Genomic DNA, 12,228 nt, shown 5'->3' on the forward strand with positions numbered 1-12,228 from the left:
CGGTCACGCATTCACTCTGCGCTCCGATGGGCATCAGCCCAGCCACCGCTAGCCTTGGCCGAGTCGTAGCGGATATTCGCGATCAGGGCATCGTGAAGTCTGGAACCGCGGATGCTGGCTCGGAAAACGCCGGCACCGATGAGCTCTGCGGGCCTCAGAGGGACTGCTTCGTCGACCTGTGCGTCCCACCTGCGCTGGAGTGCGGTGTAGGACGTTCCGGTACTCGAACCGATCAGGTCGGCAGAAGGCCTTCTGCTTTGTTCCCTATTTCCTGTCATTGTCCCTACTGTGCTATTTGGTGACCTTTAGTTGCATTGCTTCCGAGTAAGCCAGATCAGGGGCCCGGTGGAGCCTGCGGCAGGACCCTCGACAGCGGGTGGACGGGGGTGGAAGAGTAGGCAGAGGGAGTTCCGCCGAGAGCGCGGGACCCAGGCAGCCATACGGCCAGGACGAGACTGGTCCAGTCGAAGACCTGGACGGCGCCCAACACGTCAGGCAGCAGGCGCCCCGGGGACGGCCTGCGCGCCAGGGACTCAAGTGAGCGGGATGCAGCCTCTTCAGGGGTTTCCGCGGTGGTGCGCGCAGCCACGGCCAACAAGCCGATCTACTTCTCGTCGGGCTGATGCGGCAACCAGATGCTCGCCGCTCCCGCAGACTGGACGTCGGCCTGCAGCGGGAGCCATATGGGTGCGTTTCTTCCTGAGGGGCCTCGGTGCCGACCAGCACGGACGTGGTCGGTTCTCGGAAGTCGACACAACGTCCCCTGTCGCACTTGCCGCAGGTGCAAGGCGCTGACCAGGGATTTCTCGTCCCTCCAGAAGAAACGCACCGAGTCATATCCGCTCCAGTGGCAAGACGGCATGCGCAGCGTCGCCGTCGTACGTCCAGCGCTCGAAGTAGTTGACGTGGTGCGTGGTGGCAAGTGGGGTGATGTCGTGGGCGCCGGCGAACTGGTCGACGACGAAGGTGCCACGCACGTTGGTGTGCTGGATGCGGTCGAAGGTGTCCAGGTCCATCTGCGCGCGCTCCGTGCACGCCCTACCGATGTCACCGGATCCGCCGGTAACGACCGCCACGCGGCCAGTGTTGCTCACCGTGGCCCAAACCTCCGCACGATAGATATGGACGAGCAGTCCATTAGTGATGGTACACAGAAATGTACAAGTGGTCCACAAGGGGGTGGGGTTTGGAGCCTGAAGGGTGCCGTTATTGCCGTATGGTGGCTGACCTAGGGCTTTGTGATCGCTCAGGTGTGGGCATGATCAGTAATCGTGGGTGTGCGACTGCTCTACCTGATCTTCTGCCGACTACTGGGCTGCTTCCTTTTGCTGAGTCGATCGACCGCCGCGAACAACGCCGAGATCCTTGCCCTTCGTCATGAGGTCGCTGTGCTTCGTCGGCAGGTCCAGCGGCCGCGGCTCTCATGGGCTGATCGTGCCGTGCTCTCCGCTCTCGCACGGCACCTGCCACCCGCCTTACGCCGCCATCGACTGGTCACCCCGGGCACCCTGCTGACCTGACACCGCCATCTGGTGCGGTGGAAGTGGAGCCAAACACCGGTCAGGCCCGGTCGGCCACCGTTGCCGGAAGAGACAGTTGCGCTCATCCAGCGCCTGGCGAGAGAGAACCCGACCTGGGGGTATGTCAGGATCCAAGGTGAGTTGCGTCGGCTTGGTCATCGGGTCGCCGCCGCCACGATCCGGCGCGTTCTGCGCCGCTCCGGCCTACCGCCCGCACCGCAGCGAGCAAGCCAGCAGACCTGGCGTTCCTTCCTCCGTTCACAGGCCCACACGCTGCTCGCTTGCGATCTCATGCACGTAGAGACCGTCTTCCTCAAGCGTCTCTATGTCTTCTTCGTCATGGAGATCGCCACCCGGCGCGTTCACGTCCTGGGTGTCACCGCCCGCCCCACCGGCGCACGGGTCACCCAACTTGCCCGCAATCTGCTCATGGACCTCGGCGACAGAGCGGGGTGCTTCCGGTTCCTCATCCGTGACCGGGACAGCAAGTTCACCGCCGCGTTCGACGCTGTCTTCGCCGGCAACGGCACAGCCGTCATCCCGACTCCGCCGCAGAGCCCGCGGTCGAACGCGTTCGCGGAACGATGGATACGCACAGCCCGAGCCGAATGCACCGACCGCCTCCTCATCGCCGGCGAACGACACCTCCGTGCCGTCCTCACCACGTACGCCGAGCACTACAACACCGGACGCGCCCACCGCAGCCTCGACCTACGAGCCCCAGACGACGACCCGAACGTCATCCCTCTACCCGCCGCCACGGTCAGACGCCGCCAGATACTTGGCGGACTGCTCAACGAGTACCACACCATGCCACCCCGGCTGCCTCACCATCCGCAGGAAACGCCCAGCTCAGCAGCCTGATCGGAATATTGACACCCTTCAGGGGTGCTCTGCCCGCACTCGCACCCCTGGCCGTTCGAGTCGAGGATATTGATCGGCGGTTATACCGAGGACCGGTACGTGCTCGACGGCGGCCCTGGCGAGGGTCACGGAGCAGAACGAACTGAATGCCGTTGGGGAATAGGCTCAACGCAGTTCAGACGCCTGTTGTCTGAGGGCGGCGACAGCCGCGTCTGCTTCCGCTGAGCGCTGTTCGTTTGTCACGGCGAGGGTTGCGCGTCCCTGCCAGTGGCGGTCCTCGACCCGGACGATTCTCACGCCGGCTGGAGCGGAGGGGACCGCCATGCCCGGCAGCAGACAGACCCCGAGGCCCGCAGCCACCATTCCCAGGCGCGTGGACCATTCGCGCGCCTGATGGGTGACCGTTGGCCGAACGAGGGTGGGCCAGGCGCCGTAGTACGGGGTGTCGCCGGTAGCGTTTTCGACGATCCAACTGTCGTGGCGCAGTTCGTCGGCCCTCACCGTGTGCCGGGTGGCCAATGGGTGATGCCGGGGTAGGGCGACGCGTAGATCGTCTTCCAGGAGCGTTTCCTGGCGCAGCCCGTCGAGGTCACGCTCCTGTGGCCCGGCGCACACGCCCACGACGGCAATGTCCAGACGGTGGGAACGTAGCTGCCGCAAAAGGCTGGGGGTTGAATCCCCCACGAAACCGACAGTCACATGGGGGTGTTCGTCCGCCAGCTGCGCGAGGGCACGGGGAGCCAGCGCTACAGCCGCAGCCGGGGTGGCGCCGACTGTGACACAGCCCGTGATGTGTTGACTCAGTGCGCTGACCTCACGGACGGCGGCGTCGATGCCTGACAGCACGTCGGCCGCGTGCCGTGCGAACGCCACACCGGCCTGCGTGGGTGCCACCCCGCGCGCCCTCCTCTCGAAAAGGGCCGCACCCACGGCGGACTCGACAACTTTCACCTGCCGGGACACAGCCGATTGCGTGTAGCCGAGGGAAGCCGCTGCCTCGCTGAAGGACCCCGTCGCAGCGACTTCGCGCACTACCCGCAGCCCAACGAGAGTCACATCCGCCATAGCCCTCACCCTACAGCCGAGGTATTCCCAAAAGGCATACCTGGAGTGTTCAATCATCATTTGTGCGCGCATGCGCGGTCATGCACGCTGGGTGGCACACACTCGCCACCAACCACATGAAGTCGGAGACACGTGATGGACGACGTACAGAAGAGGGCAATCGTCGAACACTTTCTGGGCCTCTATGCCAAGGGCCGGTGGGGAGCGGCCGACAACACGGAAGCGCTGGAGGAGCTCCTGAACTGTCTCACTGATGACGTTGAATGGTGGATGAGCGGGGCTCCGGGAGACGGTTACGTCACCAAGGAGCAGTTCCGCGCCATGCTCAAGCCGCTCGACTCGGTCACGGGCGGCCCGCTGGTCATAACGCCGACCGCGTGGACCATCCAAGGTGCTCGGGTCGCCGTGGAGGCGTACTCGACAATGAAACTGAAGAACAGGCGCGATTACCGCAACCACTATCACTTCCTCTTCGAGATCAGTGGAGGAAAGATCAGTACATATCATGAGCACCACGACACGGTGCACGTGAACAGCACCATGTGGGCGGGCTGACGCTTCATCACCCGGTGCGTCCGTCTGATCAGGCCGCCCCTACGGTGTGCCGTCGAGTCCGGAATCGGCGCCGTTGAGGTTGCCGACCTTGCGGCGGTAGCGGCCCTGGGCGGCCGGCTCGGACTCGGCGCCGAGCGCGGCAGCGATCTTCTTGAACGTCAGCAGCGGCTTGCCCGTGCGGGTACTGGCCGTACGGGCGGCGAGCAGCAGGGCGCCCTCCAGGCCCTCCAGGTCATCGCGGGCGACCTGGAGCAGCGCGAGCGCGGCAGCGACGTCGTCCGCACGGTCCTCGGGTACTTCCGTGATGCCTGCGGTCTCCCGTCAACGCGGGTCACAGGCGAACACTCACTGTGCCTGATGGGCATGGACCGCGTGCAGCAGCGCGACGACCGACCCCATGCGGCGTACGGTCCTGGATCTCCTGCGCGGCGTCGGCGTAGCCGGGTGTGAGTAGTTGGCGTACAGGAAATCCCGGTCAGATTGATCTTGGTCGTCTAGCACATGCACCGAGGACGCCGCTGGGCTTCGCGGAAAGGCCGCCGGGCGGGCGCCGGTGCTGGCTACGGTCCGGTCGTGCTTGAGAGAGCTTTGACCTGGGGTTTGGCGGAGGCGGAGTCTTCGGCAGTCGTGTTGATCACTGACTGTCTGGAGGTCCGGGGTGCCGGTCGAGTTTCTGGCGGACGCGCAGGCCGCGGCGTACGACGGGGCGCCGTCCCGTGCGGAGTTGGAGCGGTTCTTCCTGGACGATGCGGACCGGGCGCTGATCGAGCCGAAACGACAGACCCACAAAACCGGTCGCCGAACGGAATTGTTCTCCTGGGTTGACCGGTCCCGGGTGAGCGAGGCTGGTGTGCGGGCGAGATCGCCGGGGTCGCCCGCACACCGCGCGCTCAGTCCTTTTCCTGGAACAGTTCCTTGGCTCGGGCCGTGACCAGGGGGCCGGCCTTCTCCACGCTGCCCGCGTCGAAGGGCGGCTGCGGGTCGTACTCCACCATCAGCTGCATGGCCTGCGCTGTCACCTGGTCGGTGAGCAGCTCTGCCAGGCGCAGAGCCATGTCGATCCCGGAGGAGACGCCGGCTGCCATGATGGTCCGGTGCTCCGGGTGCTCGACCACTCGGGTGGAGGTCGGAACGGCGCCGAGTTCGGTCAGTTTGGCCATGAAGGCCCAGTGCGTGGTCGCTTCGAGACCGGGCAGCAGTCCTGCGGCCGCCAGGAGCAGGGATCCGGTGCAGACCGAGGTGGTGAAGCGGCTGGTGGCGTGGACGGACCGCAGCCAGTCGAGCAGGACCTTGTCCTCCAGCAGGTCGAGAACGCCGATTCCACCGGGCACGACGACTGCATCCGGCGCGACGACTTCGTCGAAGGTCTTGTCGATGGTCAGGCCGAGGTATCCGTTTTCGGTCCGGACCTCTCCGCGTTGATGGCCCACGAAGGTCACGGTGGTGTCAGGCAGTCGCTGCAACGTTTCGTAGGGCCCGATTGCGTCCAGGGCGGTGAGGCGAGGGAATAAGACGACGGCGATGTTCATTTGGGGATTCTTCCGCGTTCGGCCGGATCGATATCGGCGGCTGTCAGGTGACGTACTCGAAGTCCTGGAACTGGCGCGGGGCAACGCTTGTCCCGCGGTCGTAGGGGCTGTGAGCACCCGAGAGGACAAAGTAGTACGACGCGCTTCGTAGTACGACGGGGGCCGTACCACGAATAGGCTAGGTAGAGTTGAGCTCATGCGAACGCTGCCCCACCCCGCGACGGAAGCGGTCCTGCTCGACACGGTCCTCACCGCGCTCGCCGACCCCTTGCGCCGACGCATCGTGCGTCAGCTTTCCGAAGGGGACGCAGCGCAAGCTTGTGGTGCGTTCGACCTGCCGGTCACCAAATCGACGTCGACCCATCACTTCCGGGTGCTCCGCGAGGCGGGCGTCATCACGCAGCACTACCGCGGCAACAAGATCCTCAGCCAGATGCGTGCAGACGAATTGGAAACCCGCTTCCCGGGCCTGTTGCAAGCGATCCTGGCCGCAGAGTAGGTGGCCGTAGTCCACGCACGGGCGGTCCGCGAATTCCTCAGCCTCAGCGCGTAGCCGACCGGAGAGCCAGTTTTCACCTGTATCACAAGCATGAGTGATGGACGGTTCCTGCTGCAGGGTCTTTGCGTGGCGGGGATTGGTCCGGTTCGCGCATGACGTGACGTCATGTCGCTTGGCGAGGGTGTGAAGTAGCGCAGAACGATCACAGGTGATCATGTGGGTGTCGAGTCCAATTGATCACCGAGTGAGGCCGTGCCTGCCCCTGTATCACCTCCTGTGCCCGAAGCGTTGGAGCATCTGGCCCAGGCCGATGCCCCAGTTCCGGTCGCCGACGCTGTCCGTTTGCGGGACTTCTTCGGCCTGCTGCCAGATCCCTGCGACCGCCGGGGCTGCCGCTACCCGCTTGGTGCGCTGCTGTGCGCGTCGGCCGCGAGCGTGCTGGCCGGCGCCCGCTCTCTCACCGCGATCGGCGAGTGGATCACGGACGCTCCGCAGTGGGTGCTGCGCGCATGCGGCTTTGCGGCAGATCCGCTCACCGGCGCCGTACCGGTGCCGCATCCGGCCACGGTCCGGCGCCTGCTCGCCCGACTTGACGGCGATGTACTGGATGAGGCAATCGGCGCTTTCCTCGCGGCTCGCGCCAGACAGCCGGAGCACGCTGTCGGCAAGCGCCCAGCACTGCGGGCGATCGCAGTGGACGGCAAGACGCTGCGCGGCTCACGCCATGCGGGCCGGGCGGCCGTCGCGCTGCTGGCGGCGATGGAGCACACCGGCGCCGTGCTCGCCCAGCGGCAGATCGCCGACAAGAGCAACGAGATCCCCGCTTTCGCCCCATTGCTCAACACCGTAGACCTCACCGGCATAGTGGTCACCGCCGACGCCCTGCATACCCAGCATGACCACGCCACCTACCTGCGCGAACGTGGTGCCCACTACCTCGCGATCGTCAAGAGGAACCGTCCCGCGCTCTACGCCCGCGTCCGCCAGCTCCCGTGGCGGGACATCGCCCTGGACTACTACCAGGGCACCCGCGCCCACCACCGCATGGAGATCCGCAGGCTGAAGACAGCCGCGTTCACCCACCTCGACTACCCCGACGCGGCCCAGGCCCTCCAAGTCGTGTGCTGGCGAAGCGAGTCGGGCACCGGCAAGCTCACCATCGCGCGTGTCTACCTGATGACCAGCCTCAAGCCCGGCGAGGCCACCGGTGAACAACTCGCGGCCTGGATCCGCGGTCACTGGAGCATGGAGAACCTCCTGCACCACGTCCGGGACCGGACCTTCCGCGAGGACGATTCCAAGGTCCGCACCGCGCACTTGCCACGCACCATGGCCGGCCTGCGGAACCTCGCCATTGGCCTCCACCGTCAGGGCGGCCGCACCAACATCGCAGCCGCCCTCCGCCACACCGCACGCGACTACAAGCGCCCCCTGACCGCGCTCGGACTCGCCGGACGAAAAGGATCAATCGGATTCGCGTGATACCCGAGTGGCAGCCTTGTCCGAAAGTTGCGGCGTCACTTCTTGCTGGGCCTTGTTGAGGATCTCTTCCAGGCGGAGTTCGCCCTCGCGGGTCTGCACACCGGCGGCAAGCAGCTTGTGGGCGGTCGCGGCAACCTCGGGGAAGGAGAGCCGGGCGGCGAGACTGCTCTCTGTAGCCAGGTCCCGTTTGGTGTAGTCGGCCGCGTCGACGGCCGTCTTGACGATGCCGATGACGGTCGGGCCCAGAGCAGCGATGCGGCGCGCGAGCACGGTGACGAATGTGTCGAGTTCGTCCGCCGGAAGGGCGCGGTTGACGAGACCGTAGCGCTCGGCCAGCTCCGCGTCGGCCAGCTCGCCGCCGAGGATCAGTTCGAGTGTGCGGGCGCGGCCGATGAGGGAGGTCATGTACTGCGTGCCTCCTCCGCCCGGGTAGATGCCCATCAGAGTCTCCGGCTGCGCCTGTCCAGACGTTCCGATCGCCGCGAAACGCATGTCCAGCGCCATGGCGAACTCGTTGCCGCCGCCACGCGCGAAGCCCGCGATCTTGCCGATGGTGACCTGGGGCAGTGACCGGATCTCCTCGTTCACGGCCTGCACCACGTTGGTTCCGGTGGGCAGGTCACCGCCGGCGGACATCAGCGCCGGATCGGTGAGGAAGCGCATGTCACCATGCGCGATGAAGAACTGCGGGTCGGCGCTCTCGAACACGATCACTTGTACCGTGTCGTCGGTGCGGACCTGGGAGGTGAAGGCCATCAGCTCCTTGATGAGCTCGCCGTCGAGCAGGTTCAGAGGCGGATGATCGATTATTACGGTCGCGACGCCGTGTCGGATGTCGACGCTGATGGCAGACAGGTTCGAGTAGGTCATGGAGGTACGCTAAAACTTCACATCTATGTGAAGTTCAACTGTTTGTGACGACGAACACACCGGAGACCGGATGCGGATCGGAGATCTGGCGGCGCGGACCGGGGTGAGCACCCGCTCCCTGCGCTATTACGAGGAGCAGGGCCTGCTCGACAGCAGCCGCAGCCCCGGTGGTCATCGCCACTACGGAGAGGAAGCTGTCGACCGGATCGCGTACCTGCAGCGGCTCTACGCGGCGGGTCTGTCCAGCCAGACGATCGTCAGCCTGCTTCCCTGCCTGCACTCGCCCAGCACCGCCACCTCCGACGGGGCTTTCGACCGCCTGCTCGAAGAACGCGACAAGCTCATCACGCACATCTCCGGGCTCACACGTACCCTCGAGTCCCTCAACGAGCTCATCGCCGCCAACCGCGCACACCGCCCCGCTTCCGTCACCGACCCGGACCCCGGACAACCCGACGAGACGGCGCAGGACCCCGCCCACCTGTCTCGGTGAGCGTCGACGCGTCTGTCGTATAGAACGACAGCCGAGATCGCTCGCCGCCCAGCCTTCGCACCCGGCGAGCCTCGAGTCCCGCGCCAGCAACACTGCCCTGTGAAAAATGCCTTAATTCGACTTAAATCAACTCAAAAATCAAACACGCAAAACCCTTGGTTCCTGCTGCTGGATCTCGTGGGCGACGGGTCGATCGACGCTGCGGTGGACGGTGCCGATCGCGTACGACTCGTACACCGGCCCGTGCCCGACCCCGATGCGGCAGCGCTCCTGGTGCGGCCGGACGGATACGTGGCCTGGGCGGGAGCGGAAACCACCGGGCTGCGGGACGCGCTCGACCGGTGGTACGCCGTCTGATCCGTGGCACCGCTGAGAGCATTCCAGAGGGCAGCTGCCGGACCACGTGATCGGGATACGGCGGCCGCTGGTCTTCTGAGTCGGGAATTCTGTTCAGATACGAGGCGAGGCGTTCGAGGATCTCGTTCGCGGTCTTGGTCCCGATACAGGGCCTGGGGTCAGTGTTCCAGGCGCGGGTGTCCTGCTCCGGGGCCCGGACGGTCTTGTGGACGCCTCGCCGCATCTGTTTGTTCATCAGCTCGGCGAACCACCGCCCGACTAGGTTGAGCCAGGAGGAACCCGGTCGGTGTGAAGTGCAGGTGGAACCGAGGGCGGGCCAGCCGCCAGGTTTTGATGGCGGGGCTCTTGTGGGTGGCGTAGTTGTCGAGCACCAAGTGGCCGGCCGGGGCCGCGGGCTCGGACCGCACCGCGCGTCGAGCACGACAGTCTCATCCTGGCCCGGTGACTGTGCCGGACCCGCCTGGGGCAGCACGCTGTCGGTGGCCGTGACGTCGCCGTGCATCGTCCGCGACGGCGTGACGTGCACGAGCGCGTCGCGGACCATAGCGGTGCGCGGTTCCGGCCCACTCATCAATACCTTTCCTCCTGGTCGGATGGAACGGTGTGCTCTGCCGTGGTCGTGGTCATGCCCTCTGGGCGTTGTCGTTGACGGGGCGACAGGATGCGCGCCGGTGGTCGGTGACCTGGCGCCACTGGTCGCCGTAGGTGAGGCCGATCATGTCCTCACCGGCCATCACGTCGTGGGGGAAACCCAGGCGAGGTGCGCTGATCTCGTCGAGCCGGTGCAGGGCGTCGTCGTCGAGGGTGACGTCGAGGCTGGCGAGGTTGCCGGTGAGCTGCTGTTCGCTGGTCGCGCCGAGCAGCGGGATGACGGTGCCGGGTCGTGAGCGCAGCCAGGCGAAGGCGACCTGCGCGGGCGTCCACCCTCCGGCCTCGGCGATGTCGACGACCGCGCGGACGATGTGGTCGCTCTGATCTCCGCTGAAGTCCCAGCCGCCGCGGGTGATGCGCCCCTCCGCGCCGTCCAGGTACTTGCCGGTCAGACGCCCCTCTGCCAGCGGCCCCCAGGCGAGGACCGCGAGGTCGAATGCCTGCGCCATCACCGTCAGCTCCGACTCCACCGACCGGCTGAGCAGGTTGTAGCGCAGCTGCACGCCGACGAACGGCGACCAGTCACGCAGCTCGGCGAGCGTGTTCGCCTGCGCAATCTCCCAAGCCGGCCAGTCCGAGACCCCGACGTGCAGGACCTTGCCCGCTCGCACCTGGTCATCGAGTGCCCGCATCAGTTCCGGCAGCGGGGTGAGCGTGTCCCGTGCGTGCACCCACAGCACGTCGATGTAGTCCGTGTCCAGACGGCGCAGGCTGGCCTCGAGCGAGGACACGAGGCTCTTGCGGTGGTTGCCCGCGCTGTTCAGGTCGCCGGGCACGGCCTGCATCGTGTACTTCGTGCCGAGCACGAACCGGTCCCTCCGGCCCTTCAGCGCTCGGCCGGTGATCGACTCCGCCGTCCCGCCGGTGTATGCGTTCGCGGTGTCGATAAAGTTCCCGCCGGCCTCGGCATACAGGTCGAGCAGCCTCGCGCTGGTCTCCGGCGAGGCGCCCCACCCCCAGTCGTCGCCGAACGTCATGGTGCCGAGGGCGAGCTCGGAGACACGGATGCCGGAGCGGCCCAAGAGCGTGTAGCGCATGGATGTCCTTCGTGTTTGACGGTGCTGGTGTCCGCGGGACGAGAGCCTCGCCGCCGCGTTGTCCAGCCTCAGGTGTCGCGTCTTCCTCAACCAGGGCGAAGACCTCCTGGGTGTCATCCACCCAGGAGACCGGCGCGACGGCGTCATATCGTCGGAGCATGCAGAACAAAGGGCTCGGCGCGTTCCTCAAGGCGCAGCGCGCGAAGGCGCACCCCGACGCGGCCGCCGTCGTCGGCTCCGGACCACGACGGGTGCCCGGCCTGCGTCGCGAGGAGGTCGCGGTGCTCGCCGGGCTCAGCGCCGACTACTACACCAGGCTCGAACAGGGTCGCGAGCGGCACCCCTCGGAGCAAGTGCTGGGCGCTCTCGCCCGCGCACTCGACTTGAACACAGACGCGCGAATGCATCTGTTCCGGCTCGCAGGCCGGATCGCTTCAGTCAGGTACGACCACGACGGTGGCAATCGAAAGGTCAGCGACGACCTGATAAGGCTCATGGATGCTTGGCTGACGACACCCGCCTACGTCATCGACCGCACGATGGACATTCGTGCCGAGAACGACCTCGCCAAGGCCCTGCATTCCGGGTTCGCCGAGGTCGACAACCTCGCGCGAATGGCATTCCTCGACCCCGCCGGACGCGACTTCTATGTCGATTGGGAACGCGCCGCACACTCCGCTACCGGTCACCTACGCCTGGCGCAGGGCCACGACCCACACGACCCGCAACTGCTCAAGCTCCTCGACGAACTCATCCGCCGAAGCGACACCTTCCGGCAATTGTGGAACCGGCACGACGTACGCGGCAAGACCCGCGAGCCCAAGCAGTTCCACCACCCCGACGTCGGCATCCTGACCCTCACCTACGAGACACTCGACATCCGAAGCGACCCCGGACTGCAGTTGATCGTGCACCACGCCCCTGAAGGCAGCCCCAGCGCCGAAGCCCTCGCCCTCCTCGGCTCACTCGCGGCAAGCCCGAAGCACATCGCGGACTGACCGACTCGGCTCCGGGGGCCGGGACCGGGCCGGACAGCGGTCAGTAGTCAGCGGAACGGGTTCTCCGTCCCGCGGTCGCTCTCGCCCGCCGCGTCGAGGAGTTCGGGCAGGTCGCCACCCTCTGCGTCGCGCTGGTCGATCCACCATCCGGCCCGCGCGATCATGCGGGCCCTTTCCTCCAGTTCACCCCAGTCGGCCTCGTCCCAGGCGCCTTCGGCGACGAGGGCGATGTGCGCGGCGGTCATCAGCTGGTGGCGGGAGCGCTCGCCCCATTCCAGGGTCCGCTCGGGCCCCTCCAGCGGCGGCAT

General features: G+C 66.4%; 11 protein-coding genes and 3 pseudogenes. 7 read left to right on the plus strand and 7 right to left on the minus strand.

Going from position 1 to position 12,228, the window contains the following annotated elements; translation table 11 throughout:
• Nucleotides 1–833 precede the first annotated feature (833 nt).
• Nucleotides 834–1,076, minus strand: coding sequence for a hypothetical protein (locus ACFXKG_RS39495; protein ID WP_384849910.1), 243 nt, complete (start codon nt 1,074–1,076; stop codon nt 834–836).
• A gap of 195 nt (nt 1,077–1,271) precedes the next feature.
• On the opposite strand from ACFXKG_RS39495, the pseudogene ACFXKG_RS39500 reads away from it, so the two are divergent.
• A pseudogene (locus ACFXKG_RS39500) lies at nt 1,272–2,384 on the plus strand (integrase core domain-containing protein).
• A gap of 165 nt (nt 2,385–2,549) precedes the next feature.
• Here the strand turns inward: ACFXKG_RS39500 and ACFXKG_RS39505 are convergent.
• A complete protein-coding gene (locus ACFXKG_RS39505) occupies nt 2,550–3,509 on the minus strand; it encodes a LysR family transcriptional regulator (RefSeq protein WP_384849937.1) in 960 nt (319 codons plus the stop codon).
• A gap of 75 nt (nt 3,510–3,584) precedes the next feature.
• Between ACFXKG_RS39505 and ACFXKG_RS39510 the strand changes: the two genes are divergently transcribed.
• Nucleotides 3,585–4,004: a nuclear transport factor 2 family protein gene (locus tag ACFXKG_RS39510; protein WP_384849913.1), complete on the plus strand. Its 420-nt coding sequence runs from the start codon at nt 3,585–3,587 to the stop codon at nt 4,002–4,004.
• Between the two features lie 890 nt (nt 4,005–4,894).
• Here ACFXKG_RS39510 and ACFXKG_RS39515 read toward each other — a convergent pair.
• Complete coding sequence (locus ACFXKG_RS39515; RefSeq protein WP_384849916.1) at nt 4,895–5,533, minus strand: DJ-1/PfpI family protein; 639 nt, start codon at nt 5,531–5,533, stop codon at nt 4,895–4,897.
• Between the two features lie 196 nt (nt 5,534–5,729).
• On the opposite strand from ACFXKG_RS39515, the gene ACFXKG_RS39520 reads away from it, so the two are divergent.
• Both ACFXKG_RS39520 and ACFXKG_RS39525 read left to right on the plus strand, forming a co-directional pair.
• Entirely contained in the window at nt 5,730–6,032 is a 303-nt protein-coding gene (locus ACFXKG_RS39520; protein WP_384849919.1) for an ArsR/SmtB family transcription factor, read from the plus strand.
• Nucleotides 6,033–6,374: 342 nt separating this feature from the next.
• Nucleotides 6,375–7,514, plus strand: a complete 1,140-nt coding sequence (locus tag ACFXKG_RS39525; protein WP_384849921.1) for an ISAs1 family transposase — start codon at nt 6,375–6,377, stop codon at nt 7,512–7,514.
• Here the strand turns inward: ACFXKG_RS39525 and ACFXKG_RS39530 are convergent.
• Nucleotides 7,497–8,384 carry an enoyl-CoA hydratase/isomerase family protein gene (locus ACFXKG_RS39530; protein WP_384849924.1) on the minus strand — a complete coding sequence of 296 codons (888 nt, stop codon included), beginning with the start codon at nt 8,382–8,384 and terminating at the stop codon, nt 7,497–7,499. The two genes, ACFXKG_RS39525 and ACFXKG_RS39530, sit on opposite strands and share 18 nt — an antisense overlap.
• Nucleotides 8,385–8,454: 70 nt before the next feature.
• On the opposite strand from ACFXKG_RS39530, the gene ACFXKG_RS39535 reads away from it, so the two are divergent.
• Nucleotides 8,455–8,877, plus strand: a complete 423-nt coding sequence (locus tag ACFXKG_RS39535; protein WP_359306506.1) for a MerR family transcriptional regulator — start codon at nt 8,455–8,457, stop codon at nt 8,875–8,877.
• A gap of 99 nt (nt 8,878–8,976) precedes the next feature.
• Nucleotides 8,977–9,234: a hypothetical protein gene (locus ACFXKG_RS39540; RefSeq protein ID WP_384849928.1), complete on the plus strand. Its 258-nt coding sequence runs from the start codon at nt 8,977–8,979 to the stop codon at nt 9,232–9,234.
• 70 nt (nt 9,235–9,304) lie between these two features.
• Here ACFXKG_RS39540 and ACFXKG_RS39545 read toward each other — a convergent pair.
• Both ACFXKG_RS39545 and ACFXKG_RS39550 read right to left on the minus strand, forming a co-directional pair.
• Nucleotides 9,305–9,611, minus strand: a pseudogene (locus ACFXKG_RS39545) (transposase); the annotation flags it as partial.
• 246 nt (nt 9,612–9,857) lie between these two features.
• A complete protein-coding gene (locus ACFXKG_RS39550) occupies nt 9,858–10,922 on the minus strand; it encodes an aldo/keto reductase (protein WP_384849931.1) in 1,065 nt (354 codons plus the stop codon).
• Between the two features lie 158 nt (nt 10,923–11,080).
• On the opposite strand from ACFXKG_RS39550, the gene ACFXKG_RS39555 reads away from it, so the two are divergent.
• The gene (locus tag ACFXKG_RS39555) at nt 11,081–11,920 is read left to right on the plus strand and encodes a helix-turn-helix transcriptional regulator (protein WP_384849934.1); all 840 of its coding nucleotides are present in this window, start codon (nt 11,081–11,083) and stop codon (nt 11,918–11,920) included.
• Nucleotides 11,921–11,967: 47 nt separating this feature from the next.
• Here the strand turns inward: ACFXKG_RS39555 and ACFXKG_RS39560 are convergent.
• A pseudogene (locus ACFXKG_RS39560) lies at nt 11,968–12,228 on the minus strand (hypothetical protein); the annotation flags it as partial.

The sequence above is a fragment of the Streptomyces sp. NPDC059255 genome (assembly GCF_042752355.1).
In the GTDB taxonomy this organism is placed as follows: Bacteria; Actinomycetota; Actinomycetes; order Streptomycetales; family Streptomycetaceae; genus Streptomyces.

What these genes read in the sequence shown, in the direction of transcription:
- ACFXKG_RS39520 (WP_384849919.1), top strand. Translation starts at nt 5,730, where the DNA reads ATGCGAACGCTGCCCCACCCCGCGACGGAAGCGGTCCTGCTCGACACG.
- ACFXKG_RS39515 (WP_384849916.1), bottom strand. Translation starts at nt 5,533, where the DNA reads ATGAACATCGCCGTCGTCTTATTCCCTCGCCTCACCGCCCTGGACGCA.
- ACFXKG_RS39535 (WP_359306506.1), top strand. Translation starts at nt 8,455, where the DNA reads ATGCGGATCGGAGATCTGGCGGCGCGGACCGGGGTGAGCACCCGCTCC.
- ACFXKG_RS39505 (WP_384849937.1), bottom strand. Translation starts at nt 3,509, where the DNA reads ATGATGATTGAACACTCCAGGTATGCCTTTTGGGAATACCTCGGCTGT.
- ACFXKG_RS39530 (WP_384849924.1), bottom strand. Translation starts at nt 8,384, where the DNA reads ATGACCTACTCGAACCTGTCTGCCATCAGCGTCGACATCCGACACGGC.
- ACFXKG_RS39510 (WP_384849913.1), top strand. Translation starts at nt 3,585, where the DNA reads ATGGACGACGTACAGAAGAGGGCAATCGTCGAACACTTTCTGGGCCTC.
- ACFXKG_RS39550 (WP_384849931.1), bottom strand. Translation starts at nt 10,922, where the DNA reads ATGCGCTACACGCTCTTGGGCCGCTCCGGCATCCGTGTCTCCGAGCTC.
- ACFXKG_RS39555 (WP_384849934.1), top strand. Translation starts at nt 11,081, where the DNA reads ATGCAGAACAAAGGGCTCGGCGCGTTCCTCAAGGCGCAGCGCGCGAAG.